The sequence below is a fragment of the Mesorhizobium sp. 01N446 genome (assembly GCF_056399285.1).
The window spans coordinates 234,812-261,334 of sequence record NZ_JBFTRA010000008.1 but is presented as its reverse complement, the minus strand read 5'-3'; the positions used below and the strand labels follow the sequence as shown (position 1 = coordinate 261,334).

The 26,523-nt window shown below is 63.9% G+C and carries 25 protein-coding genes and 1 tRNA gene; 7 read left to right on the top strand and 19 right to left on the bottom strand.

The window, feature by feature from the left end:
• Nucleotides 1-90: 90 nt before the first annotated feature.
• The 5 genes from AC1DPX_RS27070 to AC1DPX_RS27050 all read right to left on the bottom strand — a co-directional run bounded on the left by AC1DPX_RS27070 (nucleotide 91) and on the right by AC1DPX_RS27050 (nucleotide 4,807).
• A tRNA-Pro gene (locus AC1DPX_RS27070) sits at nucleotides 91-167 on the bottom strand.
• A gap of 54 nt (nucleotides 168-221) precedes the next feature.
• A complete protein-coding gene (locus AC1DPX_RS27065) occupies nucleotides 222-1,481 on the bottom strand; it encodes an O-antigen ligase family protein (protein WP_477240436.1) in 1,260 nt (419 codons plus the stop codon).
• A complete protein-coding gene (locus tag AC1DPX_RS27060; protein ID WP_477240434.1) occupies nucleotides 1,478-3,013 on the bottom strand; it encodes an undecaprenyl-phosphate glucose phosphotransferase in 1,536 nt (511 codons plus the stop codon). The genes AC1DPX_RS27065 and AC1DPX_RS27060 overlap by 4 nt, the downstream gene beginning before the upstream one ends.
• Nucleotides 3,014-3,102: 89 nt before the next feature.
• Nucleotides 3,103-4,233, bottom strand: coding sequence for a glycosyltransferase family 4 protein (locus AC1DPX_RS27055; protein WP_477240432.1), 1,131 nt, complete (start codon nucleotides 4,231-4,233; stop codon nucleotides 3,103-3,105).
• A gap of 10 nt (nucleotides 4,234-4,243) precedes the next feature.
• The gene (locus AC1DPX_RS27050) at nucleotides 4,244-4,807 is read right to left on the bottom strand and encodes a polysaccharide biosynthesis/export family protein (protein WP_202354753.1); all 564 of its coding nucleotides are present in this window, start codon (nucleotides 4,805-4,807) and stop codon (nucleotides 4,244-4,246) included.
• 256 nt (nucleotides 4,808-5,063) lie between these two features.
• On the opposite strand from AC1DPX_RS27050, the gene AC1DPX_RS27045 reads away from it, so the two are divergent.
• Nucleotides 5,064-7,346: a GumC family protein gene (locus AC1DPX_RS27045; RefSeq protein ID WP_477240430.1), complete on the top strand. Its 2,283-nt coding sequence runs from the start codon at nucleotides 5,064-5,066 to the stop codon at nucleotides 7,344-7,346.
• A gap of 16 nt (nucleotides 7,347-7,362) precedes the next feature.
• On the opposite strand, the gene AC1DPX_RS27040 is transcribed toward AC1DPX_RS27045, so the two are convergent.
• The 6 genes from AC1DPX_RS27040 to AC1DPX_RS27015 form a co-directional block, all read right to left on the bottom strand.
• The gene (locus AC1DPX_RS27040) at nucleotides 7,363-8,199 is read right to left on the bottom strand and encodes a GNAT family N-acetyltransferase (protein WP_477240428.1); all 837 of its coding nucleotides are present in this window, start codon (nucleotides 8,197-8,199) and stop codon (nucleotides 7,363-7,365) included.
• A 5-nt stretch (nucleotides 8,200-8,204) separates the two neighbouring features.
• Nucleotides 8,205-8,951, bottom strand: coding sequence for an aspartate/glutamate racemase family protein (locus AC1DPX_RS27035; RefSeq protein WP_477240533.1), 747 nt, complete (start codon nucleotides 8,949-8,951; stop codon nucleotides 8,205-8,207).
• Nucleotides 8,952-8,953: 2 nt separating this feature from the next.
• Nucleotides 8,954-9,772, bottom strand: a complete 819-nt coding sequence (locus tag AC1DPX_RS27030; RefSeq protein WP_202354750.1) for an ABC transporter permease — start codon at nucleotides 9,770-9,772, stop codon at nucleotides 8,954-8,956.
• A 1-nt stretch (nucleotide 9,773) separates the two neighbouring features.
• Entirely contained in the window at nucleotides 9,774-10,685 is a 912-nt protein-coding gene (locus tag AC1DPX_RS27025) for an ABC transporter permease (RefSeq protein ID WP_477240426.1), read from the bottom strand.
• Nucleotides 10,686-10,770: 85 nt separating this feature from the next.
• The gene (locus AC1DPX_RS27020) at nucleotides 10,771-12,057 is read right to left on the bottom strand and encodes an ABC transporter substrate-binding protein (protein WP_477240423.1); all 1,287 of its coding nucleotides are present in this window, start codon (nucleotides 12,055-12,057) and stop codon (nucleotides 10,771-10,773) included.
• A 34-nt stretch (nucleotides 12,058-12,091) separates the two neighbouring features.
• A complete protein-coding gene (locus AC1DPX_RS27015; RefSeq protein WP_477240421.1) occupies nucleotides 12,092-13,180 on the bottom strand; it encodes an ABC transporter ATP-binding protein in 1,089 nt (362 codons plus the stop codon).
• Nucleotides 13,181-13,442: 262 nt separating this feature from the next.
• On the opposite strand from AC1DPX_RS27015, the gene AC1DPX_RS27010 reads away from it, so the two are divergent.
• A complete protein-coding gene (locus AC1DPX_RS27010; protein ID WP_202354746.1) occupies nucleotides 13,443-14,153 on the top strand; it encodes a GntR family transcriptional regulator in 711 nt (236 codons plus the stop codon).
• A gap of 3 nt (nucleotides 14,154-14,156) precedes the next feature.
• Here AC1DPX_RS27010 and AC1DPX_RS27005 read toward each other — a convergent pair whose 3' ends face one another.
• Nucleotides 14,157-15,386, bottom strand: a complete 1,230-nt coding sequence (locus AC1DPX_RS27005; RefSeq protein WP_477240419.1) for a GNAT family N-acetyltransferase — start codon at nucleotides 15,384-15,386, stop codon at nucleotides 14,157-14,159.
• Nucleotides 15,387-15,476: 90 nt separating this feature from the next.
• Between AC1DPX_RS27005 and AC1DPX_RS27000 the strand changes: the two genes are divergently transcribed.
• Entirely contained in the window at nucleotides 15,477-16,535 is a 1,059-nt protein-coding gene (locus AC1DPX_RS27000) for a polysaccharide deacetylase family protein (protein ID WP_202354744.1), read from the top strand.
• Between the two features lie 33 nt (nucleotides 16,536-16,568).
• Here AC1DPX_RS27000 and AC1DPX_RS26995 read toward each other — a convergent pair whose 3' ends face one another.
• Nucleotides 16,569-16,784 (bottom strand): DUF2842 domain-containing protein, encoded by a 216-nt coding sequence (locus AC1DPX_RS26995; RefSeq protein ID WP_013895959.1) that lies wholly within the window; start codon nucleotides 16,782-16,784, stop codon nucleotides 16,569-16,571.
• A gap of 152 nt (nucleotides 16,785-16,936) precedes the next feature.
• Between AC1DPX_RS26995 and AC1DPX_RS26990 the strand changes: the two genes are divergently transcribed.
• The gene (locus AC1DPX_RS26990; RefSeq protein ID WP_477240417.1) at nucleotides 16,937-18,028 is read left to right on the top strand and encodes a COX15/CtaA family protein; all 1,092 of its coding nucleotides are present in this window, start codon (nucleotides 16,937-16,939) and stop codon (nucleotides 18,026-18,028) included.
• 27 nt (nucleotides 18,029-18,055) lie between these two features.
• On the opposite strand, the gene AC1DPX_RS26985 is transcribed toward AC1DPX_RS26990, so the two are convergent.
• Genes AC1DPX_RS26985 through speB form a run of 3 tightly spaced genes read right to left on the bottom strand, consistent with a single transcriptional unit; the run spans nucleotide 18,056 to nucleotide 20,859 of the window.
• Entirely contained in the window at nucleotides 18,056-18,895 is an 840-nt protein-coding gene (locus AC1DPX_RS26985; protein ID WP_477240415.1) for an aminoglycoside phosphotransferase family protein, read from the bottom strand.
• A complete protein-coding gene (gene argC / locus AC1DPX_RS26980; RefSeq protein WP_477240413.1) occupies nucleotides 18,895-19,821 on the bottom strand; it encodes an N-acetyl-gamma-glutamyl-phosphate reductase in 927 nt (308 codons plus the stop codon). Before argC ends, AC1DPX_RS26985 begins: the two co-directional genes overlap by 1 nt.
• Before the next feature lie 30 nt (nucleotides 19,822-19,851).
• The gene (speB, locus tag AC1DPX_RS26975; protein WP_477240411.1) at nucleotides 19,852-20,859 is read right to left on the bottom strand and encodes an agmatinase; all 1,008 of its coding nucleotides are present in this window, start codon (nucleotides 20,857-20,859) and stop codon (nucleotides 19,852-19,854) included.
• Nucleotides 20,860-20,982: 123 nt separating this feature from the next.
• Between speB and AC1DPX_RS26970 the strand changes: the two genes are divergently transcribed.
• From AC1DPX_RS26970 to AC1DPX_RS26960, 3 genes are all read left to right on the top strand, one after another.
• Nucleotides 20,983-22,191 carry an acyltransferase family protein gene (locus tag AC1DPX_RS26970; protein WP_477240409.1) on the top strand — a complete coding sequence of 403 codons (1,209 nt, stop codon included), beginning with the start codon at nucleotides 20,983-20,985 and terminating at the stop codon, nucleotides 22,189-22,191.
• Between the two features lie 96 nt (nucleotides 22,192-22,287).
• On the top strand, nucleotides 22,288-23,343 hold the full coding sequence (locus tag AC1DPX_RS26965; RefSeq protein ID WP_477240407.1) for a glycerophosphodiester phosphodiesterase family protein: 1,056 nt from the start codon (nucleotides 22,288-22,290) through the stop codon (nucleotides 23,341-23,343).
• An 87-nt stretch (nucleotides 23,344-23,430) separates the two neighbouring features.
• Nucleotides 23,431-24,813, top strand: a complete 1,383-nt coding sequence (locus AC1DPX_RS26960; protein WP_477240405.1) for an MFS transporter — start codon at nucleotides 23,431-23,433, stop codon at nucleotides 24,811-24,813.
• A gap of 97 nt (nucleotides 24,814-24,910) precedes the next feature.
• On the opposite strand, the gene rpsI is transcribed toward AC1DPX_RS26960, so the two are convergent.
• The 3 genes from rpsI to AC1DPX_RS26945 all read right to left on the bottom strand — a co-directional run bounded on the left by rpsI (nucleotide 24,911) and on the right by AC1DPX_RS26945 (nucleotide 26,514).
• Nucleotides 24,911-25,393 (bottom strand): 30S ribosomal protein S9, encoded by a 483-nt coding sequence (gene rpsI / locus AC1DPX_RS26955; protein ID WP_013895952.1) that lies wholly within the window; start codon nucleotides 25,391-25,393, stop codon nucleotides 24,911-24,913.
• A gap of 1 nt (nucleotide 25,394) precedes the next feature.
• Entirely contained in the window at nucleotides 25,395-25,859 is a 465-nt protein-coding gene (gene rplM / locus AC1DPX_RS26950; RefSeq protein ID WP_010915638.1) for a 50S ribosomal protein L13, read from the bottom strand.
• 256 nt (nucleotides 25,860-26,115) lie between these two features.
• Complete coding sequence (locus AC1DPX_RS26945) at nucleotides 26,116-26,514, bottom strand: type II toxin-antitoxin system HicB family antitoxin (RefSeq protein ID WP_477240403.1); 399 nt, start codon at nucleotides 26,512-26,514, stop codon at nucleotides 26,116-26,118.
• Nucleotides 26,515-26,523: the final 9 nt, after the last annotated feature.

Sequence of the window (26,523 nt, the reverse complement as noted above, 5' to 3'; positions counted from 1 at the left end):
TAGGCGCATTGAGCTACCCCAAATGTTACCCGCCATCGACCATCGCGAATCGCTGCAGTTTGGACTTCGGGGGTAAGTCCTTGTTTAAATTGGTCGGAGTGGCCGGATTCGAACCGACGACCCCTTGACCCCCAGTCAAGTGCGCTACCGGGCTGCGCTACACTCCGGACCGGTCGCGATGTATCGTGATAACCCCGCCCGGGTCAACCGAAATTCGGTGTTTATCGCGCGATCGCGGACACGTCTGGAAATGCCGGCCGCAACTGCCGCTGATGGCGGTATTCGAGCGCGATGGCGCCCCAGACCAGGCCGAGCAGCAGATATATGTGGCGCCAGTGGTCGATGTCGATGAAGGTGCCGAGTCCGATATTGCCGATGAAGGCGACATAGGCGCACAACAGATAAGGCTGCCACGGCCGGTCGCGCAGCAGGATGCGGAACCCGGCCACCATGGTCCAGCTGACCAGCGTCAGGAACGACACGAAGCCGAGCCAGCCATAGTCCATCAGCATTTTCAGCCAGATGTCGTGCGTGTCCTCGCCGAACATCTTGCCGAAGACCAGCGGACCGATGCCGAATGGACGCTCCATCGCCATCTGGAAGCCGATTGCATAGCGGGCGAAGCGGCCGAGGCGGGCGGTGTCATAGCTCTGTTCGAGATGCGCGCGGCTGGAGAACATCTCCGACACGCCGGGCAACTGCAGGATGACGATGATGGCGATCGTCAGCAATGACAGCGCGGCGATGGTCATGACCACCACGCGCAGCCGGAACTTGCCGCTGGCGCTCTGCAGGAACAGGCAGCCGGTGAGCAGCACGGTCGAGACGGCGAACATGCCCCAGGCGCCGCGCGAGAAGGAGAAGAAAATGCCCAATGTGATGATCAGCAAAGGCACCGCCAGCAGTGGCATGCGCGCGATCGAACCTGTCAGGATCAGGTAGAGCAGGTAGATGCCGGGCAGCACCAGGAACGGCCCGAAAACGTTCGGGTCCTGGAAGGCGCCGGCGGCGCGATCGTATTTGGTGAACATTTCGGCGCCGGGGAAGGCATGGAAATAGCCTGCTATGCCAAGCAGCGAGGTCGCCACCGCCGAGACGACATAGGCATTGAAGATCAGCCGGTAGAGGCCTGGCTGCGTGGCTGTCACTGAGGCGAAGAACACCGCGCTGAAGGCCAGAAACAGCGACACGCTGAGATAGAGCGGCGTGAAGGCGAGGTCCGCCATCTGCGTCATGGAGATCATGCCGCCGATGTTCATCGTCACCAGCAGCACCAGCAGCGGCATGGCCGCGCGCGAAATTCGCAGGCCGAAGAGCGCCCAGATGGCGATCAGCCCGGCCATGTAGATTTCATAAGGCGCCGGCTCGCTGATGACGAAGCCGGACAGAAGGATGCCGACCACCACCGCACTGGAGGAAATCAGGGCGATCAGCTTGGCGTTGACCGCGGCCTGCGGTAGCTCATGGGAAATCGCGCTCAATAGGCGTTTTCCGTGTTGAGCAACCGGATCGGCGTCAGGAACAGGATCCTGAGATCGAACAGCAGCGACCAGTTCTCGATGTAGTAAAGGTCGTACTCCGTCCGCATGCGGATCTTCTCGTTGGTGTCCATCTCGCCGCGCCAGCCGTTGATCTGCGCCCAGCCGGTGACGCCGGGCTTGACCTTGTGGCGGGCGAAATAGCCGTCGACCACCTCGTTGTAGAGCAGGTTGTGCGACTGCGCGGCGATGGCATGCGGACGCGGGCCGATCAGCGACAGCGAGCCCAGCAGCGAATTGACGAATTGCGGCAGTTCGTCGATCGAGGTCTTGCGGATGAAGCGGCCGACGCGGGTGACGCGAGGATCGTTCTTGGTCACCGTCCGCTTGGCCGTCGGATCCGACCGGTCGGTGTACATCGAGCGGAACTTGTAGACCTCGATGATCTCGTTGTTGAAGCCGTGCCGCTTCTGCTTGAACAGCACCGGTCCCTTGCTGTCGAGTTTTATGGCGATGGCGGTCGCCAACATCACCGGCGAGAAGACGATGATGCCGATCAGCGAGAAAACGATGTCGAAGGCGCGCTTGGCGACCGAATCCCAGTCGTTGATCGGCTTGTCGAAAATATCGAGCATCGGCACCGAGCCGATGAAGGAATAGGCGCGCGGCCGGAACTGCAGCGCGTTGGAATGCGCCGAAAGCCGGATGTCGACCGGCAGCACCCACAGCTTCTTCAACAATTGCAGCACGCGCGTTTCGGCTGTCAGCGGCAGCGACACGATCAGCATGTCGATGCGGGCGATGCGGGCGAACTCGATCAGCTCTGAAATGGTGCCTAGCTTGGGATAGCCGGCAACGATCGGCGGCGAGCGCTTGTCGGAGCGGTCATCGAAGATGCCGCAGATGCGGATGTCGTTGTAGGGCTGCTTTTCGACAGAGCGGATCAGGATTTCCGCCGCCTTGCCGCCGCCGACGATGACGGCACGCCGCTCCATGCGGCCATCGCGCGCCCAGCGCCGGATCAGCCTCGACATCACCAGCCTGAGGCTGAAGAGGAGGACGAAGCCGATGACGAACCAGGTGCCGAACAGAAGCCTGGAATAATCTTCCGACATCTTCGTGGCGAAGGCCGTCAACGCCATCAGCGCGAAGGCGCCCGCCCAGGCCAGCAGGATGCGACCGAAATTGGCGATCGGCCGCATCAGGGAGACGACCTGGTAGCAGTCGGTGACATCGAGCAGCACCACGGCGAGGAACGACGCGGTGGCCATCGTCAACGGATATTGCCAGGCGAGATAGTTGAAGAAACCGACAAAGTAGAAATAGACGCAGAGCCCCGAAAGGAACAGCACCCCGAATTCGACCATGCGCAGGACGCCGCTGACCATGATCGGCGACATCGTATCGCGCCGGTACTGCGACGCGACCTGCCGGGCGACGTCGTTCATGCCGCCGGGCACATCGCCATCGGTCGGGCCGTCGAATTTACGCACCGCTTCGGGTGAAAAGCGGTGCGCGGGGTCGATCTCATTCATGGAACAGTCCGCATGCTTCCCCAGGGTGATTAGCAAAAGAGAGCTAAGAAACCCTTGAAACAACGCGTGGCTTTGGAAAGGCTCCGACGTTACCTGCCGAGCGCGGCGAAATAGGCCTTCTCGATTTCGGCGGCCATGACGTCGGCGCCGAAGCGCGCCCTGAGGCCGGGGCCATCGGGCATCAGCCTGCCGTAAGCCGCAAGGTCGGCCAGTGCCTCGCCCATCTTGTCGGCGAGTTCGGCCGCATCGGGACGGATCAGGGCAGGGGAGCCGGAACCGAAGATCTCCGGTATGCCGCCGACGGCGGTGGCGATCATCGGTCTTGCCGCTGCAAGTGTCTCCAGCACGATATAGGGCATGGCTTCGGCGCGGGATGGAACGACCACCAGCTCGGCAAGCGCGAAGGCCTCCCTGGCCGGCATTGGCGACAGGAAGCGGACATGGCTTTGCAGTCCCAGCCGCTTTACCTGCGCGTGGTAGCGCGGCAGGTCGTCGCCGTCGCCGACCATCACCGCGCTCAGCGCGCGGCCAAGCCGTGGGCCGGCGGCGGCCAGGGCGTCGATGAAGATGTCGGGTCCCTTCAGGTCCCGCATCATGCCGATATAGAGCAGATCCGCTGCGTCGGGTTCGATGGGCACCGGCTCGAATTCGGCGGCGCGCAATCCGTTGTAGACCAGGATGTTCGGGATCGGCGGCTCGCCCACCTTCCTGCGATAGGTTCGCCGCTCGTAGTCCGAGACGAACAGCAGGCAATCGGTGAAATGCGCCATGGAGCGTTCCAGTGCGAAGAACAGCTTCCCCGTGGCTGTCGTTTCGTCATAGTGGAGGGAGCCGCCATGCGGCGAATAAAGGCGGGCTACGCGAGACCTTGATACCCGCAACAATGAGCCGAACAGACGGGCATAGGCGCCACCCTTGGCGCCGTGCCCGTGCAACACGTCCGGCCGCAATTCCTTGATGATCCTGTAGGTGCGCCGGGCCGAGGCGAGATCGCCCGGGCCGACATGGCGCTGCATCGGCGTGCGATGGATGCCGAGCGCCAGCATGTCCTTCATCTGCTCGAACAGGCGCTCCTCGAATTCGCCGCCGGTGGTCGAATCGCAGACGATGCCGACCACATGACCGGCGGCGACCTGCGCCTCGGTCAGGTCGCGCACATGCCGGAAAATTCCTCCGACCGGTGAACGAAAGCAGTGGACGATCCTGAGCTTGTCCGCCACGTGGTGTCTGTCAGAACAGGCGTTCGCGGACGTAGACGGTATCTCCGGGCAGCAGCGGATCGGATGTCACCACGCGGCCGGTCATCACCTTGCCGTTGATGTCGCGGGTGATGTCGACGCTTTCCTGGTTGGCGCGTGGCGAGAAGCCGCCGGCAATGGCGATGGCCTTCTGCACGGTCAGGCCGGGCACGTAGGAATACTGGCCGGCAGCCCCCACTTCGCCCATGACGAAGATCGGCCGGTAGCGATCGATCTCGACCGAGACGTCGGGGTCGCGCAGATAGCCTTGCCGCAATTTGTCGGCGATCTCCTTTTCCATCTGCTGCGCGGTGTGGCCACGCGCTGGAATGGCGCCGACGAGCGGGAAGGAGAGGTAGCCGGACTGGTCGACGCTGTAGGTGTTGGTCAGGCCTTCCTGCTCGAACACGGTGACGCGGATGCGGTCGCCGGCGCCAAGACGGTAAGGCTGGTCGAGGACCTCGTGGAAGGCAGCCGGCGTCGGGCGGTAGCTGGAGCAGCCGGCGAGCATCGATACGGCAAGCAGAGCGTGAAAGAGGGAAGCAGTGCTTTTCATGACCGGATACGTACCTTCGACTGGCCGCTGCAGCGTCGCAGCAAACATCAGGGATCGGGTTCGTTATCATCCTGTTAGGGTTAATGGCCGGTAAAGGAGCCTGTCGATAGAGCTGCGCGAAGCAGGGGTTTTGCCATTTTTATCGTTTTTCTTGGACGCCGGCAGTAATCCCTAATGGAGGATTACCGCGATCTTAACGGCTGAGTTACCATAGTTGTTTACGGTGCATCCTGACCCAGTTTCGGAGTAGGGATGCATGTCCGTTCAGTCCGCGGCCGCAGATGTCGACGTTGACCTCAGGCAGCTCTTCGCCAGCCTGGCGAGGAACTGGCTGCGCATATTGCTCTTCGTTCTGGTTGTGACAGGTCTGGCGTTTGCGTTCGCTTCATTGGCGACCAAGCATTACAAGGCCGAGACGCAGGTGGAAATCGCCCTGCGCGAATCCGTTTATACCCGTCCGGCCGGCTCCAACAATGACGGCGACAAGCCGATCCTCGATGAGCAAGGCGTCGCCACCCAGGTTCAGATCATTTCATCCAACGAAATCCTCAAGCAGGTGGCGCAGAAACTCGGCCTGGTGCGGCTGCGTGAGTTCGACGAGACGATCAACATGTCGTCGCTCAGCCGCGTGTTGATCCTGCTCGGGCTGAAGAACGATCCGATGGATGTTCCGGCCGACGAACGCGTGTTGAAGAAGATGCGCGAGAAGCTCAACGTCTTCGGCGTTGAAAAGACCCGCATCGTTGCCATCGAGTTCTCCTCCGAGGATCCGAAGCTCGCCGCCGCCATCCCCGATGCCATTGCCGCTGCCTATATTGCCGGGCAGGGCGCGGCCAAGAGCGAATCGAACACCGCCGCCGCGGACTTTCTGGCGCCCGAGATCGCCGATCTTTCGAAGCAGGTCAGGGATGCCGAGGCCAAGGTCGCGGCCTACCGCGCCCAGTCCGACCTGCTGATGGGCGGCAACAATGCCACCCTGGCCACCCAGCAGCTGGCCGAGCTGTCGACCGAATTGTCGCGGGTGCGGGCCAACCGCGCCGCGGCCGAAGGCACCGCCGACAACGTGCGCAAGGCGCTGCAGAATGGCGGCTCGCTGGATTCGCTGCCGGAAGTGCTGTCGTCCGACCTGATCCAGCGTTTGCGGGAACGGCAGGCCGAGTTGCGCGCCACCATCGCCGATCTGTCGACGACGATGCTCGACAACCACCCGCGCGTTCGCGCCGCGAAGTCACAGCTCGCCGATCTCGACGCGCAGATCCGCAGCGAAGCCCAGAAGATCATGAAGGGCCTTGTGATGCAGGCCGATGCCGCCAAGGCGCGCGAAAGCCAGCTCGTCTCCGACGTCAACCAACTGAAGGCGGCTTCGGCGCAGGCCGGCGAACAGCAGGTCGATCTCGACGCGCTGCAGCGCGACGCCGCCGCCAAGCGCCAGCAGCTCGAGCTCTATCTGACCAATTACCGCGAGGCGGCTTCACGCCAGGACCGCAACTATGTGCCGGTCGACGCCCGAGTCTCCTCGCCGGCTTCGGTGCCTTCCGAGCCATACTTCCCCAAGGTCGGGCCGATCGTTGGCGCGGCTGCTGCGGCGTCGCTTCTGCTGGCGGCCATATTCACATTATTGCGGGAGCTCTTCTCGGGCCGCGCGATGCGCCCGGCCCCAGGCGCCCGTTTTGCGCCGATCGATGAAGTGGCCATGCCGGCAACTGCCCGCCAGAAGCCGGACGCCCCTGAGCCGTCTGTCCGCCTGGAGCCGGCTGTCGCCAGCGCGTCCGCCGATCGTGGCGTCGAAACGCAATGGCCCGAAGCTGTCGAGGAACCGCAGATGGAGGCGCAGCCGCGGCCCGTCGCCGAGCCCGAGCCTGCCGTCAAGGTTGAACCTGCCGCCGAGGCCCAATCGGTCGCCGAGCCGGAGCCCGTCGCGGAGGCACAGCGGCCGCGCTCGGTGCTCGGCGAGATCGACATCGAAAAGGCCGCGGAAAAGCTGATCGCCAGCGGGGCTGCCCGCGCCATATTTGTTTCGCCCGAAGGCGACGAGGCAGCCGCGTCGGCGATCCTGGTGGCGCGCGAAGTGTCCGACGCCGGCCTGCGCGTCCTGCTGCTCGATCTCACCGCCTCGGGTGCTGCCTCGCGGCCGATGCTCGACAGCGGGCTTTTCCCGGGGATCACCGATCTGCTCGCCTCGCAGGCGCAGTTCAGCGACGTCATCCATGCCGATCTCTATTCCGACTGCCATGTCATTCCTGTCGGCACCGCCGATCCGGTCCGCGCCATGCGAGCCGCCGACCGGCTGCCGATCATCATGCAGTCGCTGACCACCGCCTATGATCTGGTGGTGGTCGAATGCGGGCCGGCCGATGCGCAAGGCATCAGCCGTCTCGGCGGCGAGGCCACAGAAGTGTTCCTGTCCATGCTCGAGCCGGATGACGAAGTGACGAAGGCCGCGGTCAAGCTGATCGAGAGCGGCTATCCCGACCTGACGCTGGTGACGCCGCTCGGCCACGAGCCGCCCGGAACGCCGGGACGGCGCTCCGCGGCCTGAAGGCGGCGCGCCCGGCCTATCCCAGCTCCAGCGTCGTCACGCCGAATACATTGGCCGCATCGAGCTTCGGTGGCGGCCCTTTGTACATGCGGGTGGTGCTGAAGGTCGGTGAGAAACCGGCCGCCCCGAGCGCCGCAATGAAATCCACCTGGGTGGCCGGGACATCGATGTTCAATTCGCCACCATCGCACGCGCCCGCCAACGCCTCGAGCAATTCCAATGCGGTCTCCGAGTCGTCTGCGAAGAGCGGGCCGATCTTGAAGCCGCTGCGGCAGGCTCGCGCCACCGCGTAGCCGGTCGTGCCCTCGGACGTGACCGCTGCAACGGCATGGTGTGGCGGCTGCAGCCATCGCTGCAGGAAAGAGCGCCGGGGAGCCGGAAAGCAAAGCGCATCATATCCGACGATGTCGGGCGTCGGCTGCGCGGTCGCCATGCGTGGCCGCTCGGCGCGGACGGGCAGGGCCGCGGGGCGCCCGCTGTAGCGGATGGTCTCGTAGACCGGTTTGAACCCCTTGCTCCGGTAGTTGGCCTGCTGCTCCTCGACGCCATCGAGGCCGATGGTGCGCCCGGCCAGCCGGTCCATGCCCGCGGTCCACACCGCCTTGCCATAGCCCTTGCCGCGCATGTCCGAGCGGCAGATGTAGAGACCAATGAAACCGAAATCCTGCCCATAGGCTACCGCCGAGATCGCGGCGACCATTTCGTCCCCGACAAAGGCACCGATGAACCCCTCCGGGTCCGCTGCCTGGAACATTACCGCATCCTCAAGGCCGGGGTTCCAGCCCTCGTCAGCCGCCCAGTCGATGAGATCAGTCAATTCCCCAAGCGACAGCGCGCGGATGATCGGTTTCATGGTGCTTACTCCGCCGCGACAGCTCCGGGCGAGAACGATTTCAGCATACCACGATAGGGCTTGGCCAGCGGGCTGGCATAGGCGCCGCGTTTCGATGTCGAGAGACCGAGCGCAATCAGCGCTTCGGCCTGCTTGATCGCGGCGCCGACGCCGTCGATGACAGGCAGTCCGAAATCCGCCTGCAACTGGTGCGCAAGGTCCGCCATGCCGGCGCAGCCAAGCACGATGGCCTCCGCACGATCCTCCTCAACGGCACGGGCGATCTCGTCGCGCAGTTTGCCAATCGCTCCCGATGCCGGATCCTCGAGCGCCAGCACCGGAATGTCGGCGGCCCGCACACGCGCCCGTCCCGCCATGCCGTAGCGTTGCACCAGTCCCTCCACCGGCACGCGCGAGCGTTCGGTGGTGGTTACGACAGTGAAGCGCTGAGCGATGAAGGAGGCCATGCTGAGTGCCGCCTCGCAGATGCCGATGACGGGAATGGCGGCCATGGCCCGCGCGGCGTCGAGGCCGGTGTCGTCGAAACAGGCGATGATCGCAGCCCGCACGCCGCGGCGCTCGCCGGCGGCGATCTCCATCAGAAGGCCCGGCACGGCCAGAGCCTCGTCATAATAGCCTTCGATCGAGGCCGGTCCCGTTGACGAGGTGACGGCGACGATTTCGGTCGAGACGCCGGCAACGCCGCGCGCGGCCGCGGCGATCGTCTCGGTCATGCTCGCCGTCGTGTTGGGGTTCACCACCAGGATCTGCACGGTCACGCTCTCGCCCGGCGGCGGCCGACGTAGAGGATGGCGCCCAGCGTCGCCAGGATCACCAGGAAGGAAAACACGGTTGTCACCGTGCCCAGCGCGTAGAGCACCGGCGTCGTGACGTTGGTGGTCATGCCATAGATCTCGAGCGGCAGCGTGTTGAAGGTTCCCGAAGTCATCAGCGTGCGGGCGAACTCGTCGTAGGAGAGCGTGAAGCCGAACAGGCCGACCCCGATCAGGCTCGGCGCGATCATCGGCAGCACGACATGAATGAAGGTTTGCCAGGAGGTGGCGCCGAGATCGCGCGCGGCCTCTTCGTAGGCCGGCGAGAAGCGGTTGAAGACGGCGAACATGATGAGCACGCCGAACGGCAAGGTCCAGGTCAGATGCGCGCCGAAGGCCGACGTATACCAGGCCGGGCGCAAGCCCACCTGCTGGAAGACCACGCCTATGCCGAGCGAAATGATGATGGAAGGCACGACGAGACTGGCGACCGCCAGATAGAACAGGGCGGTGGCGCCGCGAAATTTCTGCCGGAACGCAAGGCCTGCCAGCAGCGACACCACGACGGTGACGACCATCACCATCAGGCCGAGCACCAGCGAGCGCTTGAAGCTGCCGCCGAAATCGCCGACCGCCTGCCGCTCGAACAGATTGGCGAACCAGTGCAGCGAAACGCCGTTGAGCGGGAAGGTGAGGCCGCCGGTCTCGCCCTGGAAGGACAGGATCAGGATCGCCGACAGCGGGCCGTAGAGGAACAGCACGAACAGCGCGAAGAAGGCTGCCAGTACATAGAATTCGAGAGTGCGTTTCTCGTGGCTCACATCAAAGCTCCCGGCGGATATCGACGATGCGCAGGATGCCGGCGACCATCAACAGCACGAGCACCAAAAGCACCACGGCGTTGGCGGCGGCGGCCGGGTACTGCAGCAGCGACATCTGGTTCTTCATCATCAGCGCAACGGATGCGCTCTGGCCACCCGACATCACCTGCACGGTGGAGAAATCGGCCATCACCAGCGTGACCACGAAGATGGTGCCGATCGCCATGCCTGGCTTGGCCAGCGGAAGGATGACGTTCCACAGCACCTGCCAGCCGGAGGCGCCGGCGTCGCGCGCGGCCTCGACCAGCGAGCGGTCGATGCGCATCAGCGTGTTGAAGATCGGCGTCACCATGAACAGCGTGTAGAGATGCACCATGGCCAGCACGACCGCGAATTCCGAATAGAGCAGCCATTCGATGGGTTTTGGCACCAGGCCCATATGCACCAGCGTCGAGTTGATCAGCCCGTTGCGGCCGAGCACCGGGATCCACGAGATCATGCGGATGATGTTGGAGGTCAGGAACGGCACGGTGCAGACCAGGAACAGCACCATCTGCATGGCCGTGGTGCGGATGTGGAAGGCGAGGAAATAGGCGACCCAGAAGCCGATGAACAAGGTCAGCGCCCAGACGATGGCCGCGAATTTGATGGTGTTGAGATAGGTCTTCCAGGTGACCCAGGAGCCGAGCACGTCGGAATAGTTGGTTGTCAGGAAATCCGGATACATGGCGGCGAAGTCGTAATCCCAGAAGGACACGACGACGATCATGATGATCGGCAAAAGCAGGAACGCGCCGAGAATCAGCGCCAGCGGAGCCGACTGCAGATAGGGGGTGACGGCGCCGAGCGATAAGCGGCGGCGTCTCACGGGCCTGGCGGCAGCGATTGCAGGACGTTCGAGCGCAACTGTCATCAAGGCTCTCGGGTTTGGCTATGCGGCCTGAACCGCGTGCCCTTCTCCCGCTAAGGGGAGAAGGGAAGAGGAGGGCGCCTGTTCCTTACGCCGCGATGAATTCGTTCCAGCGCTTCACCATGTAGCGGTCCTCGTCCATCACCGAGTTCCAGCAGGCGACCTTGCCCATGCGCTCCTCGAAGGAGCCGCCATCGCGCACGGCGCCGGCTTTTTCCATGACCGTGCCGTCCGGCGCCTTGATCTCGCCCTTGGCCGGCTTGCCTTCGATCCAGTAGCCCCTCTCGTCCTCGGTCATGAACTTCTTGGCTGAGACCATGTTGGCCGAGTAGTAGCCCTGGCGGTTGAGGTAGCCGCCGACCCAGCCCGACGTGTACCAGTTGATGTATTCATAGGCAGCGTCGAGTTCGGCGCCCTTGAGGTGGGCGGCAAGGCCGAGGCCGCCGCCCCAGGAGCGGTAGCCTTCCTTGAGCGGCTGGAAGCGGCAGGCAATGCCCTTGGAGCGCACGGCGGCCACCGCCGGCGACCACATGGACTGGATGACCACTTCGCCCGACGCCATCAGATTGACGCTCTCGTCGAAGGATTTCCAGAAGGCGCGGAACTGGCCGCCCTGCTTGGCCTTGATCAGGAAGTCGATCGTCTTGTCGATCTCGTCCTTGGTCATGTTGCCCTTGTCGGCATATTTGATGTTGCCGGAGGCTTCCATGATCATGGCGGCATCCATGATGCCGATGGACGGGATGTTGAGGATGGCGGTCTTGCCCTTGAAGGCCGGGTCCATGATGTCGGCCCAGCTGGTGATGTCGCGGCCGACGAGGTCGGGGCGGATGCCGAGTGTGTCGGCGTTGTAGATGGTCGGCACCATGGTGAACCAGTTGGTCGGCGCCTTGGCGAAGGTCTTGGAGTCCTGCGCCTCGACATAGCCGACCGTGTGCGGCGCCGTGCCCTGGGCGATCACGCTGTCGGGGGTAAGCTTGCCGGTTTTGAACAGCGGCACCAATTCGTCGTAATATTTCAGCTTGCTGACATCCATCGGCTGCAGCACGCCGGTGGGGAACACCTTCTTGCAGATCCAGTATTCGATGTCGGCGATGTCGTAGCTGTCGGGCTGGGTCACGGCGCGCTGGGCAGCGGCGTCGGAATCCGTCGCCGTCATCTCCAGCGTGATGCCGAGGTCGGCCTTGCACTTGTCGGCGATGGCGTTGAGGTTCGACACGCCGGTGCCGAACTGGCGCAGCGTGATGTTGGACTGTGCCCAGATGGTCGGGAAGCCTGTGATGACGCCCGAGCCGGCGGCGAGGCCAACGGCGGCCGCACCTGTCTTGAGCAGCGAGCGGCGCGAAATGCCAGTCTTGGTTTGTGTATCTGTCATGTCTATTCCCCTGTCTTGTTTTGCTTGGTTGATTTCATGAATGAAGGCGGCCGAGGACGATCGAATCCCCGGCATCCCAGGCGAGCGGTACGGCGTCGCCAATGGCGACGGGTCTGGCGAAGAAGTTGGAATCGTCGACGATGACGGTGAAATCGTCGATGCCGGCACCGGTGACGGAGAGCTTCACCGTCGCGCCGCGATATTCGATGTTGGCGACGATGCCGGTGAAGCCGAGCCCGGGTGAGGGTGCCTCGCCGATGCGCACATGGTCGGTACGGATGGCGATGTCGATCGGCGCGCCCGCCTGCTGCGGCTTGCCGCTGGCGGCGAGCGAACCGCCGCCATTGACGTCGAAGACGACCATGCCGTCTCGGCTGCCGGTGACCCGGCCGGAGATGACATTGTGGTCGCCCATGAAGCGCGCGACGAAGGCCGTGGCCGGCCGTTCGAACACGTCGCGCGGCGGTGCTGCCTGTTCGATGCGGCCGTCATTCATCACCACGATCAGGTCGGCAAGCGCCATCGCCTCCTCCTGGCTGTGGGTGACGTGGACGAAGGTGATGCCGAGCGACGTTTGCAGTTTCTTCAGCTCGGCGCGCATGCGGATCTTCAGGAACGGATCGAGCGCCGAAAGCGGCTCGTCGAGCAGCAGCGCCTCGGGATCGGTGATCAGGGCGCGGGCGAGCGCGACGCGCTGCTGCTGGCCGCCGGAAAGCTGCGCCGGCCGGCGCGTCGCATAGGCCTCCATCTGCATCAGCTTCAGCATGTCGAGCGCCTTGGCGCGGCGCTTTTCCTTGTCGACGCCCTTCATCTTCAGGCTGAAGGCGACGTTGTCGATGAGGTCGAGATGCGGGAACAGCGCATAGGACTGGAACATCATTGCGGTGCCGCGCTTGGCCGGCGGCAGGTCGGTGACGACTGTGTTGCCGAGCCTGATGTCACCGGATGAGATGCTTTCGTGGCCGGCGATCATGCGCAACGTCGAGGTCTTGCCGCAGCCGGAGGGACCGAGCAGGCAGCAATAGGTGCCCGCCGGTATCTTCAGGCTGACGTCCTCGACGGCGGTCGTCGTTCCATAGACTTTCGAAACGGACACTATGTCGATCTCGGCGGCTTTGGACATTCAGGCTTCCCCTTTGGTCGCATTAACCAATGCATCATGCGTGCCAATATCGGGGTCACCAGCCAAGCATTTGAATTGTCTGAAAAATCAGGACTCATGGCTGCTGCCTGCCTGGTAGGCTATCTTGTGCGTTGCACAAATTGTGGGCGATTGTGCGCGATCTGCACAAAAATCGTATGCAATCTTTTTTGGCTTTGTGTTCACTTTGCCTCTCGTGCGCGGAAGGCGAGTCGCGCTAGAAGGGTGCGGGAACATCATCGCCATGAATATTGCCGACCAAATCTATTCCGCCGACAGCGCCAATCAGGATCGCGCGCAGGCGATCCGCGACAATCTGCGCGACGCCATCGTCGACCGCCGGCTGGCGCCGGGCACCAAGCTGTCGGAGGGCGAGGTCGGCACGCTGTTCGATGTGTCGCGCACTGTGGCCCGCGCGGCCCTGCAGATGTTGTCCTTCGAAGGCCTGGTGCGCACCGAGCGCAACCGCGGCGCGTTCGTCGCCAACCCCTCGCCCGAGGAGGCGCGCCAGGTGTTCGCCTCGCGCCGGCTGATCGAGCCCGGCATTGCCATTGCCGCCTGCGGGCGCGTCACATCAGCCGACATCGCTGCCTTCAGGGCGCAACTCGACGAGGAGGGCCGCTTCATCGCCGAGCGTGGTCCGACCGCGCGGCGCTCCGAGATCAAGGCATCAGGCGATTTCCATCTGCTGCTTGCTTCGGTCGCTGGCAATGCCATCCTGCAGCGCTTCATGGAGGAACTGGTGGCGCGCTCCTCGCTTGTCATCGCGCTTTACGGGCGTTCTGGCGTGTCGGCCTGCGGGCACAGCGAGCACACGGAAATCGTCGGTGCGCTGGAGAGCAGCGATTGCGAACGGGCAAGCCGGCTGATGCTGCACCACATCGACCATATCGAGGCCGATCTCGATCTGCGCGTCAGGGCGGGACCGGCGCTCAAGGAAGCCCTCAATTTCTGAGAATTAGCTCTCGTCTTCGCCAGCCGCGGGCGCTGCCTGTCCGGCCGCCTTGCGGCGCAGCATCTTGGTCAGCTTCCAGATCGTCGGGCTGTTCTTGACGAAGGCCTTCAGCCGCGCGCCCTGGCGAAGCGTCTGCGCCAGCGCGTGGCCCTTCAGCGTCAGCGGGACCAGCACCTCGAAATGCCGGGTTTCGACATCGCACCACTGCCGCTTGTAGGGCTCGTCGCCGACGGAGAAATCGTAGACGGCGAAGCCCGTCTCGCAGGCCTCCTGGATATTGTCGAAGAACAGGAAATCGCCGGGACTGCTGTAGGCGAGATCGTCCTCTGCGATCGCGCCGAACTCGCAGATCAGGCGTTTCCCGGAGCGGCTCGACCCGGTGACGGCGCGTAGCTTGCCGGCGACTTCCAAGCCATGCAGCACGAAAGAGGGTGCGTTCTCGGCCAAGGCCTGCGTGAACAGTGCCCGGAAGAAGGCGCGTGTCTGGTCGCTGCCGAAGACATTGGCGATGCCCATCTTGCGAAAGCGGAGTTCCTTCATCTCGAAGAAGGCGTCGAGCAATCTCTCCACCTCGTCCGCGCTGCGCGCCTCGATGCGCCGGTGGCTGCCGACGGCCTCGAATTTGCGCGTCTGCGACCGATGTTTTTTGCGTTTGCGCTTGCCGCTGGCGCGCAGCAGCAGCGCATCGAAGCCACCGGTGAGATCGACGGCCAGCGAAAGATTGGGGCTGGCGAAATGATCGAGCGATGCGAGCGGATTGGCGATGCCATCGAGGTCGGGCAGGAGTCTTTCCAGCGCGATGAGATCGATGTCGGGGCGAGCCTTGGCAATGGCCGCAAAAACCGAGCGGACGGCCGCGCCATCGGCCCCGGCCAGCCATTGCGGGTCGGCGGCGGAAAAATTGCCATTGGCGTGGCGGCCGCCCATGAAACGGGCGACCCGGAACGGCCCCTGGCTGACGATTTCCAGCGCCAGAGCGAAGACTGGTTTGCCTTCGAGGGTGAGCGTCGCCACGAGGAAATCAGGCTTGAGCTGTGCGGCCCAGTTCAGGACCCATGTCGCGCCCTGTGCCGGCGCGCTAAGCGCCGAGCGGCAGAACCCCGCATAGGCCGCCAGCCCGTCCGCACCGACGACGGAAACCGATGGCCCGGCGGCATCCTTCGGCAGGGCGCGTGGCGACGCCTCGGTCGCCGCAAGCCGATTGCCGTCAAATGACGCCATTGCGTCAACCATACCTCAATCCTTAAGGCGTATTGATCCCGATTTGGGGGGCGCTCAGGCGTATTCCGTGCTTGGATCAGCCTAGGCGCAAAAGGTGAATGAATGATCGACGGTGGGGAGGCAATCCGGAAACTGGCGCTCAACGTCGCCCGCTATACCGGCCTCGCACCGCTGGCCAGGCCGTTTGTCGGCGGCATCGGCGCCATCCTGATGCTGCACCGCGTGACGGCGACTCCCGAGAAGCCCGACAGCGTCAACCGGCACCTCAACATCGCGCCGAGCTTCCTCGACGCGGTGATCGCCGACATGAAGGCGGACGGCTATGTCTTCGTCTCGATGGACGAAGCCGTGGAGCGCATCAAGGCAGGCGGCAAGGGCGGCCGGTTCGCCACCATCACCGCCGATGACGCCTATCGCGACAACATGACCGAGGCCCTGCCGGTGCTGGAAAAACACGGCGCGCCGATCACCATCTATGTCGCGCCGGGGCTGATCGATGGCACCGCCGATCTGTGGTGGGATGTGGCCGAGGATATCGTCAACGCGTGCGACCGCTTGACTCTGTCGACCTCGAACGGTCCGACGTTGATCGATTGCGCGACCCCCGCCAGGAAAAGCCAGGCCATAACCCGGTTGCACGCCTACCTCGCCACCGAGGTGCGCGAGGAGGATCTGCGCGCCGTGCTGCGCGATCTCGCCAGTTCAAATGGCGTCGACGCGGATGCCTCGCGACTGCGGACGCTGATGAACTGGGATGAGATCCGCACCGTCGCCGCGCATCCGCTGGTGACGATCGGCGCCCATACGATCAACCACACCAATCTGAAGCGGCTTGCCGAAACCGATGCGCGGCGCGAGATCGGCGCCGTGAAGGACATGCTGCGAGCGGAGCTTGGCAGGGAACCACACCATTTCGCCTATCCCTATGGCTATGCCAGCGCCGTCGGCTGCCGCGAAGTCGGCTTTGTCCGTGACGCGGGCTATGCCTCCGCCGTGACGACCCGCCACGGCGTGCTGCGCGCCGAACATGCCGGCTTCCTGCATGCCTTGCCGCGCATTTCGATCAATGGCCGCTACCAGAACCTCGCCCACATCCGCACCATGCTGTCGGGCGTGACCACGCCGCTCGCCAATGCCGGCAGGATGGTGGTGACCATCTGACCGGGGTGCCCCTTCGAACCGAGACAGTTCGTTTCAGCGCTTCGCCCGCGGCTCCAGCATCAGCCACTTGATGATGCCCATCGCCGGCAGCACCCACAGCAGGCCGCTGAGCAGGAAGAACAGGAATTGCACCAACGCGCCGGACTCCGACAGCCGCGCGACCGCGAAGATCGAAGCGACCAGCGCATAGATGATGACCAGCGCCACCAGCAGGAACATTCCGATCAGCTTTTTCAGGCGAATGGGCATGGCTCAGCCTCGTTGATGGCTATCGCTTAGGCCGAACGCAAGACAGGCGCAACCCGCGACATCGGGCGCGACGGCGTGCCGCGCTGCATGGTCTTGCCAGCACGGATGCGATGGTCCACCAATCCGCGACACTCAACCGGACTGGACAGATCATGGCTGCCATATCAGCCGCCCACCCATACGTCGCCCGCGACCGCGACCTGTACAACCGCTCGCTTGTGCGCGGCTGGCTTTATGTCGTGCTTCTGGTGCTGTTTGCGCTGGTGCTGGTCGGCGGCGCCACGCGGTTGACCGAGTCCGGTCTTTCCATCACGGAATGGCAGCCGATCCATGGCGTCATCCCGCCGCTCAACGACGCCGAGTGGCAGGAGGAATTCCAGCGCTACCAGCAGATTCCGCAATACACCGAGCTCAACAAGGGCATGAGCATCGAGGCGTTCAAATCGATCTTCTGGTGGGAATGGGCGCACCGGCTGCTGGCGCGCAGCGTCGGCTTGGTCTTTGCCTTGCCCCTGCTGGTCTTCTGGGCGAGCCGCCGCATCGAGCGCGGCCTGGGGCCAAAGCTGGTCGGCATTCTGCTTCTTGGCGGCCTGCAGGGCGCCATCGGCTGGTGGATGGTGGCCTCCGGCCTAGTCGACCGCGTGTCGGTGAGCCAGTACAGGCTGGCGACGCATCTGACGCTGGCGGCGCTGATCTTCACCGCCACCATGGTCGTCGCGCGCGGGCTGGCCCCACATTCGGAGCCCGCCGCCGATCGCTCGACGCAGCGCCTGGCCGGCTTCATCGTGCTTCTGGCGCTGATCCAGATCTATCTCGGCGGCCTGGTCGCCGGGCTCGATGCCGGTTTGAGCTACAACACCTGGCCGCTGATGGACGGCAGGATCATCCCCGGCGACCTGCTGATCCTCGAGCCGGCATGGCGCAACTTCTTCGAGAACCCGAAGACGGTGCAGTTCATCCATCGGCTCGGTGCCTATACGGTTTTCGCCGTCGCGCTATGGCACATGATCGCCACGCGTCGTCGGCTGCCCGGCTCGACCCATGCCCGCCGCGCGACGCTGTTGTTTCTGCTGGTGCTGGTGCAGGCCTCGATCGGCATCGGCACGCTGCTGATGCAGGTACCGCTGCATATGGCGCTCACCCATCAGGGTTTTGCCCTGATCGTGCTGGGTTTTGCCGCCGCGCACTGGCGCGGGACGAAGGGCGCGTACCCCTTGCCGCAAGAGATCGCGCTCAGGAGTTGACGGGGAGCCTGTCGCCCCGTCCCTGAGTCAGAAATTCGCCCGTACCGCCCGGATCGCCTTGGCGATCGACAGTTCACGGTTCTCATCGACCGCGTTCTCGTCCTCGTGGTGCCAGGCCGCGGACAGGCAGCCATAGGCGATGGCATGGTCCAGTATCGCCGCCGGCGACTGCCCCAGCGTCCTGGCAAAGACTTCGGCCATATGCGCGATCCGCTGGGGATCGAGGCAGAGCGCGTCGCGGTCGAGCGGGTTGTAGAACATGTTGGCGGCGTCGAAGCCCGGGTCGCCGAGCACGCCCTTCGGGTCGATCACCAGCCAGCCGCGCGGGCCGTGCAGGATGTTGTCGTGGTGCAGGTCGCCATGCAGCGGCCTGATGTCGTGCGGATTGGACAGCAGCCGCTCGGCGATGGCTGCGGCCTCGACATAGAGGCTGTCATCACCGGCAGCGCGATCTGTCGCGGCTTTCTTGAACAGGCTGACGTACCGCTCCCTGAGTGGCTGAAGCTCGGGCGGGTAGGGGTGTTTGGATGGCGAAAACAGCTTCGCCATCACCTCCGCCGCGATCGCGGTCGCGGCGTTATCGCCCTGTTCATCGAGAACCCGCGCAAGCAACATGTCGCCGGCATATTCGAGCAGCATGCTGTGGCCGTCGCGCCCAAGCAGGCGCACCGCGCCTTCGCCGAGCCGCCAGGCGAGAAAATGTTCGCCACGCAGTTCGTCGGCGACATCGTCGAAAGGCTTGAGCGCCTTGACGACAGCCGGCGAGCCGTCTTCGCGAACAACCTTCCAGATGCGGCTCGAAAAGGTTTCGGCAATGAGTTCGGGCGCGCTGACTTTCCAGCGCGCCGGGAAGGCTGGTGCGTTCATCAAAGCCCGAGCATCAGGTCCATGTTCTGGACGGCTGCGCCCGAAGCACCCTTGCCGAGATTGTCGTAGACCGCCAGCAGCAGCGCCTGCGCGCGCTTGTCGTTGGCAAAGACATAGACCTTCATGCGGTTGGTGCCGTTGTAGATTTCGGGATCGATCTCCGGCATGCGCTCCATTTGCGCATAGGGCGCCACCTCGACCACGCCGCCCTTGATGGCGGCGAAATGGTCGGCAATAGCGGCATGAAGCTCGGCGCCGGTCGGCACACGGTCGAGGCTGCCAAGCTGCAGCGGCACCACCGTGATCATGCCTTGGGCGAAATTGCCGACCGCCGGCTGCATGATCGGATCGTGCGACAGCTTTGCGTAGGCCCGCAGTTCCGGCACATGCTTGTGCTGCAGGGTCAGGCCATAGGGCAGGAACTCCGAAGCGTCCTCGCCCTTGGCGACATAGTCCTCGATCATCGGGCGTCCGCCGCCCGAATAGCCGGAAATGCCGTTGACGGTGATCGGGAAGTCCGCCGGCAGCAGGCCGGCGGCAACCAGTGGCCGCAGCGTCGCGATAGGTCCCTGCGGCCAGCAACCGGGATTGGCGACGCGCTTGGCCGTGGCGATCGTCTTCGCCTGCTCCTTGTCCATCTCGGCGAAGCCATAGGCCCAGCCTTCGGCCACGCGATGCGCGGTCGAGGCATCGATGACCTTGGTGGTGTCGTTGGCGATCAGCGAGACGCTCTCCTTCGCCGCATCGTCCGGCAGACACAGGATCGCGATATCGGCGGCATTGAGGAATTCGGCGCGCGCCGCCGTTTCCTTGCGGCGCTCGGTGGGAATGGAAATGATCTCCAGGTCGCCACGCTCGGCAAGCAGCGCCCGGATTTGCAGGCCGGTGGTGCCGTGCTCGCCGTCGATGAAGATTTTCGGTTTCATGACCTGATCAAATTCCCTGATATTCCGAGACTATATGCCGTTGCCGTGATTCACCGCGGCACCGTTGTGATTGCCGTTGTTCATCTCTTCCTGCCGTGCCTTTCGTTCAGCCAGCAGGCCGAGATACTGCATGGCCACCATCGAGCCGGCGATCGCCGTTATATCGGCGTGATCGTAGGCCGGCGCAACCTCCACGACGTCGGCGCCGACAATATCGACCTGGTTGAGCTGGCGCAGCGTCGACAGGATCTTCGCGGAGGACGGCCCGCCGGCCACCGGCGTGCCGGTTCCCGGTGCATAGGCCGGATCGAGGCAGTCGATGTCGAAGGTCAGGTACGTCTTCTTGCCGCCGGTGCGGTCGACGATGGCGTAGGCGATGTCGGAGGCTCGCATCTCTTCGATTTCGTGGCCATAGAGGATCTTGATGCCGAACGCGTCGGGCGCGTGCGTCCGGATACCGATCTGGATCGAGCGGTCGGGATCGATGATGCCTTCCTTGACCGCGCGGCCGACGAAGGATCCGTGGTCGATGCGCTTGCCGTCATCCTCCCATGTGTCCTGGTGCGCGTCGAACTGCACCAGAGCAAGCGGTCCATGGATGGCGGCATGCGCCTTGAGCAGCGGCCAGGTGACGAAATGGTCGCCGCCCAGCGTCAAAAGGAAGGCGCCTGATTTCAGGATCTTGGCCGCCTCGCGCTCGATCGTGCCGGGCGTCTTCTGATGGTTGCCCGAATCGAGCAGGCAGTCGCCGTAATCGACCACCGCGAGGTGCTCGAACAGATCGCGCGAGAATGGGTATTGCGGGTCATTGTCGAGGATCGCCGAGGCGCGGCGTATAGCCTGCGGCCCGAATCGGGCGCCGGGCCGGTTGGTGACGGCGGCGTCGAAGGGGATGCCCCACACCACCGCATCCGCGCCCTTCACGTCCTTGGTGTATTTGCGCCGCATGAACGACAGCGCGCCGGAATAGGTCGGCTCAAGGGCGCCGCCCGTTTTGGAGCGGGCGGTGAAGGCGTGGTCGATGTTCTTGGTCGCCATTACTGGTCCTCGTTTTCATCGGGGTGCAACAACTACAGAACCGGCATGGAAGATGCCAGTCACAGCTTGGGGAGACGAAATGGCCCCGCCCGGGTGCCACGGCAAGACAGGATCTGTACCATCATGACGCAGGCCGCGTTTCTTAATCCGTCCGATGCCGTGGTGTCGACCCATGCCGGCACGATAGCGGGCGAGCGCTTCCAGGTTCTCGATTCGTGGCGCGGCATCTGCGCGCTTCTCGTGGCGCTGTTTCATTTCCCGACCGCTTCCGCGATCTCGCAGAGCAGCTTCATCGGTTCGTCCTATCTTTTCGTCGATTTCTTCTTCGTGCTTTCCGGCTTCGTCATCGCCAGCAGCTATGCCGATCGGTTGAACCAGCCGGCACAGGTTGCCCGCTTCGCATTGGTGCGTTTCGGCCGCATCTACCCGCTGCATCTCGTCATGCTCGCGGCCTTTGCGGGCTTCGAACTGCTGCGGTTGATGCTGCCGCAGCTGCATGGCGCCGGCGCTGCGCCCTTCACCGGCGGTTTCGATTTGAAGAGCTTGCTTGCCAATCTGCTCCTGCTGCAAGGGATGGGCTTCGAGGACCGGCTGACCTGGAATGCGCCAAGCTGGAGCATTTCGGCGGAGTTCTTCGCCTATCTCCTGTTCGCGGCCGTGGTCTTCGTCGCCGGCGCGCGTGCCTGGATATGGCTTGTCGCCGCTGCCGTCACCGCGCCGCTGTTCCTGCTCGGCTTCTCCACGCATCATATGGACGTATCCTACGATTTCGGCTTCATCCGCTGCCTCTACGGCTTCTCGCTCGGCGCCCTGCTGGCCTGGTTTCAGCATGATTCCATTGCAGGGGCGCGACAGCTCCTCGCCAGGAGCGGCCCGCGGCTGGGCTGGACCCTTGCCGAAGCCATCATGGTGACGGTCATTGTCGTGTTTGTCTCGCTGGCGGGCAGCAATGATTTCGGCATCGCCGCACCCCTGGTGTTCGCGCTGGCGCTGTTTCTCTTTGCCCATGAAGGCGGCTGGATTTCCGCCTTGCTGCGGGCGCCTTTCATGCTGACGCTCGGCGCGCTGTCCTATTCGATCTACATGGTCCACATCTTCGTCCAGGCACGCCTGATCAACGTTGCCGGGCTCGTCGAGCGCAAGCTCGGCCTGGGCCTGGTCGGCGACATCGTGCTGCGCGGCGAGCCGGCGACCGGCTTCGGCACTGGCTGGACCGGAACCGTGGCAATCGTCGTCATGCTCGTCGCCACCATCGCAGCCTCATGGATCACTTGGCGGCTGGTGGAGATGCCGGCCATGGCCTGGTTCCGCCGGCTGTCGAAGCGCATCTGACGCGGACATTTTGCGAAAGCCGCTAGCCGGCTTCGTTCACCCAGGTGTCACGGGCATCGCCTATTCCGGCTTCGATCCGGCAAGGAGCGATTCTCGATGCGGACAATCTGGCTGAGCCTTCTGCTTTGCACCGCCCTTGCGGCCGTCTCCGGTCAGGCCTTTGCGGGCGAAAGCCGCGCCAGGCAGATCCTCGACCGCTTCGAGCATGCCAACCAGTGGCGCGACCATGTCATGGTGGCCGCGCATCGGGCCGGCAGCATGCAGGCCGGCAAGACGCTCTATGCGGAAAATTCGCGCGCCGCTGTCGAAGGATCGATCGCGATGGGCGCCGAGATTGTCGAGGTCGACATCAGGCGCTCGAAGGACGGCGCTTTCGTCGTCATGCATGACAGCTGGCTCGACCGCACCACGACCTGCAAGGGCGAGGTGGTGAAATACACGCTGGCCGAACTGAAGGCTTGCCGGCTGGTGATCGAGGGCACCCGCGCCGTCACCGACGAGAGGGTTTCGACGCTGCGCGAAATGCTGATGGCGGCCAGGGACCGGATCCTCATCAATCTCGACAACAAGCTCGACGTCGGCGACCTCCCGGGCATGATCGCGGTGGCGCGCGATCTCGGCATGGCCGACCAGGTCATCGTCAAGGAAAACCTCTGGAACCAGACCAGGATTGCGACGGTGAAGGCGGCCATGGCCGCTATCGGCGGCGTCCAGTTCATGCCGATCATCGCCGATGACGCGGTGCATGATGCCGGTTTCGCCGAAACCGTCGACCACGCCTTCTCGCCGCGCGCGATCGAACTGATCAACTGGCGGGCGGGCGCCGAAACCCTGACCGAAACCGGTGGACCGCTGTTCAGCACGCGCATGCGCGCGGCCGCGGTTCGCGGCAACTGGCACATCTGGGCCGACACCTACGCCATCGTCAACAAGCCGGGTGGCTTCCTCGCCGGCGGCCGTGGCGACGAACTGGCGGTCCAGGCCAGCCTGCCGCGCGAAGCCTGGGGTTTCTGGGCCGACCGCGGCGCCACCATCATCCAGACCGACGAGCCGAAGGCGGCCATCGACTGGCTCTCTGCGAACGGTTTTCGCGTGCCTTTTGCCGGGACAGGCGAACGCATCGAGCCCGCCGCGACCGCCAGCATCAATTGATTTGCTGGTATCAGCATCCCGGCCTGATTGTCGCAGGCTGGCCTCTCCTGACGGAACGGTGTCAGTGACGAACCGTTACCCGTGGGCATGCCCGACACCATCGTTTTCAAACCCCGCGCGGCCTATGCCGCCACCGTCGCCGCCACCAGTCTCGGTTTCGTGGTGGTGCAGCTCGATGTCTCCATCGTCAATGTCGCTCTCAACAGGATTGGCGCCGCGCTTTCGATGGGCATAGGCGGCCTGCAATGGGTGGTCGACGCCTACACGCTTGCCTTCGCCTCGCTGCTGCTTGCCGGCGGCGCGCTCGGCGACAGGATTGGTGCCCGCCGTGTGTTCGTTGGCGGCATGGCATTGTTCAGCCTCGCCTCGCTGGTCTGCGGCCTGGCGCAGAGCCCTTGGGTGCTGATCGCGGCGCGTGCCGTGCAGGGCGCGGGTGCGGCCCTGCTGATGCCGTGTTCGCTGGCGCTGCTCAACCGCGCCTGCGCCTCCGACAAGCCACGCCGGGCGCGTGCCGTCGGCCTGTGGACGGCGGCCGGCGGTATAGCGCTGTCGGCCGGCCCGGTGCTCGGCGGCTTCATGGTCGCGTCGCTGGGCTGGGCCAGCATTTTTCTGGTCAACCTGCCCATCGGCGCTCTCGCCATCTGGATGGCCTACCGGTTTCTTGAGGAAACGCCGCTCAAGGCCGAGCGGCCACCGATCGACTGGGCCGGGCAGGGGCTTGTCGTGCTGACGCTGTTTTCGCTGACGGGCGCCTTCATCGAGACTGGCTCGTCCGGCTGGACTTCGATGCTTGTCATCGGCGGGTTGGTCGTGGCGGCGGTGGCCGGAAGCCTGTTCCTGCTGGTCGAGAGCCGGACCAGGGCACCGATGTTTCCGCTGAAGCTGTTTGCCAGTCGTGTACCGGCGGCGACCAGCCTCGTCGGACTGGCGGTCAACCTGACGCTTTACGGCACCATCTTCATGCTCAGCCTCTATTTCCAGCAGGAAAGGCATTTTTCGCCCGAGATGACCGGGCTTGCCTTCCTGCCATTCATGGCGGCGGTCACCGTGTCCAACATCGCTGCGGGACGCATAGCCGCCACCTACGGCCCGCGATTGCCGATGGCGATCGGCCTGCTTGTCGGCGCGGTCGGTTTCGGGCTGATGGCGCTGATCCAGATCGACACCTCTTACCTGTCGCTGCTGTGGCGGCTGCTGTTCCTGCCGATCGGCATCGGTCTTGCGGTGCCCGCCATGACCACGGCGCTGCTGTCGTCCGTGCCGACGGCGATGTCGGGAACAGCCTCGGGTGTACTCAACACCGTGCGCCAGTCAGGCGGGGCGATCGGGGTCGCGCTGTTCGGCTCCGCTCTGGCGCTGGGCACGATCCAGGGCATGCAACTGGCATTCCTGGCCTCAGCACTTGCCGTGGCCGGCGCGGCGCTCTGCGCGTTCCTGTTCATCCGCGATGCGGATCATTCCGCCGGATAGGAATGCGCCATGCAAAAAGGCCGCCCGGAGGCGGCCTTTTCGATTGCCTGAAGTTTCGTAGCGCTTAGCGCTTCGAGAACTTGGCCCCAAGCGCCCTTTAGCGCTTGGAAAACTGGAAGGAGCGGCGGGCCTTCGCCTTGCCGTACTTCTTGCGCTCGACGACGCGGCTGTCGCGGGTCAGGAAGCCGCCCTTCTTGAGCACGGCGCGTAGCGCCGGCTCGTAGTAGGTCAGCGCCTTGGAGATGCCGTGACGCACCGCACCGGCCTGGCCGGAGAGGCCGCCGCCGACAACGGTGGCGACGATGTCGTACTGGCCTGCGCGGTTGGAAGCGATGATCGGCTGGTTGAGGATCATCTGCAGGACCGGACGCGCGAAATAGGTCGCGAATTCCTTGTCGTTGACGACGATCTTGCCGGAACCCGGCTTCACCCAGACACGCGCAATGGCGTTCTTGCGCTTGCCGGTGGCATAGGCGCGGCCCGACTTGTCGAGCTTCTGGACGTGGACGGGTGCCGCGGCCTGCGTATTGGTGTTGCCGGTGGCGGCGCCCAGTTCTGCGAGCGAGGAAAGCTCAGCCATCTTATGCGACCTTCTTGTTCTTGGAATTCAGCTTGGCCACGTCGAGGACTTCTGGCTGCTGGGCGACATGCGGATGCTCGGCGCCTGCATAGACGCGCAGGTTCTTCATCTGGCGACGGCCGAGCGGGCCACGCGGGACCATGCGCTCAACGGCCTTCTCGACGACACGCTCGGGGAAACGGCCCTCGAGCAGCTGGCGCGCGGTGCGCTCCTTGATGCCGCCCGGGTGCCCGGTGTGCCAGTAATAGACCTTGTCGGTGAACTTCTTGCCGGTGAACACCACCTTGTCGGCATTGATGACGATGACATTGTCGCCGTCGTCGACATGCGGGGTGAAGGTCGGCTTGTGCTTGCCGCGAAGATGGTTGGCGATGACAGTGGCCAGGCGACCAACGACGAGACCTTCGGCGTCGATCAGGATCCACTTCTTCACCACATCCGCAGGCTTCTGCGAAAAGGTTGTCATGTTTTCTGCTCTCGGTTCTGACCTTCAAAGCGAAGGCGTTTCTTGTTGCTTGGATTGGCGATGAACGCTTGCCGCCGCCAATAACAAAACGGCGGCCTTGGCGGGCCGCTGGTTCGTGAGGGCTTATAGGCGAGGGTGGTTGTTGCGTCAAGGCGCGGGAAAAAGCAGGTGTCTACAAAAACTAAGCAAAAACAATAGGTTGAATAGAAGGTATTATTTTACCACATCGATCAACGATTGCTTGCTTGGGGTGATCTCAGTGCTTTGCCTCGATTTCCTTGCGAGCCGCGCTGGAAAGGAATGCTGATCGCGTTATGCCACGTTCCCGTGCCGCGGCGTCAATCGCCCGCAAAACACCGCGCTCGAAAGTCACATTCGCCCTCACGACCGCGCTGTCATTGTCGATGAGCGGCACCGAGACCAGATAGCCGCCTTCGGCAAGCGCGTTGCGTATATCGGGAAGAGCAAAAATCGCTTCGTGGCTGGACGGCTCTGGAACCGGCATATCCTCCGCCCACAATTGCAAGGCTTCAACCGCATTGGGTACGATGTCCTCGGCCGTATCCGCGGCCGAAAAACATCCGGGAATGTCGGGAAAGCGAATACCGAACGCGCTGTCGGGGTCTTTCTCGACCAAGGCGAAATAATTCTTCATGAGGGTCTC

Coding starts and splice junctions, on each gene's coding strand:
- AC1DPX_RS27060 (WP_477240434.1), bottom strand. CDS start 3,013: ATGAATGAGATCGACCCCGCGCACCGCTTTTCACCCGAAGCGGTGCGT.
- AC1DPX_RS27050 (WP_202354753.1), bottom strand. CDS start 4,807: ATGAAAAGCACTGCTTCCCTCTTTCACGCTCTGCTTGCCGTATCGATG.
- AC1DPX_RS27045 (WP_477240430.1), top strand. CDS start 5,064: ATGTCCGTTCAGTCCGCGGCCGCAGATGTCGACGTTGACCTCAGGCAG.
- AC1DPX_RS27040 (WP_477240428.1), bottom strand. CDS start 8,199: ATGAAACCGATCATCCGCGCGCTGTCGCTTGGGGAATTGACTGATCTC.
- AC1DPX_RS27025 (WP_477240426.1), bottom strand. CDS start 10,685: ATGACAGTTGCGCTCGAACGTCCTGCAATCGCTGCCGCCAGGCCCGTG.
- AC1DPX_RS27020 (WP_477240423.1), bottom strand. CDS start 12,057: ATGACAGATACACAAACCAAGACTGGCATTTCGCGCCGCTCGCTGCTC.
- AC1DPX_RS27015 (WP_477240421.1), bottom strand. CDS start 13,180: ATGTCCAAAGCCGCCGAGATCGACATAGTGTCCGTTTCGAAAGTCTAT.
- AC1DPX_RS27010 (WP_202354746.1), top strand. CDS start 13,443: ATGAATATTGCCGACCAAATCTATTCCGCCGACAGCGCCAATCAGGAT.
- AC1DPX_RS27005 (WP_477240419.1), bottom strand. CDS start 15,386: ATGGTTGACGCAATGGCGTCATTTGACGGCAATCGGCTTGCGGCGACC.
- AC1DPX_RS27000 (WP_202354744.1), top strand. CDS start 15,477: ATGATCGACGGTGGGGAGGCAATCCGGAAACTGGCGCTCAACGTCGCC.
- AC1DPX_RS26995 (WP_013895959.1), bottom strand. CDS start 16,784: ATGCCCATTCGCCTGAAAAAGCTGATCGGAATGTTCCTGCTGGTGGCG.
- AC1DPX_RS26990 (WP_477240417.1), top strand. CDS start 16,937: ATGGCTGCCATATCAGCCGCCCACCCATACGTCGCCCGCGACCGCGAC.
- AC1DPX_RS26985 (WP_477240415.1), bottom strand. CDS start 18,895: ATGAACGCACCAGCCTTCCCGGCGCGCTGGAAAGTCAGCGCGCCCGAA.
- argC (WP_477240413.1), bottom strand. CDS start 19,821: ATGAAACCGAAAATCTTCATCGACGGCGAGCACGGCACCACCGGCCTG.
- speB (WP_477240411.1), bottom strand. CDS start 20,859: ATGGCGACCAAGAACATCGACCACGCCTTCACCGCCCGCTCCAAAACG.
- AC1DPX_RS26970 (WP_477240409.1), top strand. CDS start 20,983: ATGACGCAGGCCGCGTTTCTTAATCCGTCCGATGCCGTGGTGTCGACC.
- AC1DPX_RS26965 (WP_477240407.1), top strand. CDS start 22,288: ATGCGGACAATCTGGCTGAGCCTTCTGCTTTGCACCGCCCTTGCGGCC.
- AC1DPX_RS26960 (WP_477240405.1), top strand. CDS start 23,431: ATGCCCGACACCATCGTTTTCAAACCCCGCGCGGCCTATGCCGCCACC.
- rpsI (WP_013895952.1), bottom strand. CDS start 25,393: ATGGCTGAGCTTTCCTCGCTCGCAGAACTGGGCGCCGCCACCGGCAAC.
- rplM (WP_010915638.1), bottom strand. CDS start 25,859: ATGACAACCTTTTCGCAGAAGCCTGCGGATGTGGTGAAGAAGTGGATC.
- AC1DPX_RS26945 (WP_477240403.1), bottom strand. CDS start 26,514: ATGAAGAATTATTTCGCCTTGGTCGAGAAAGACCCCGACAGCGCGTTC.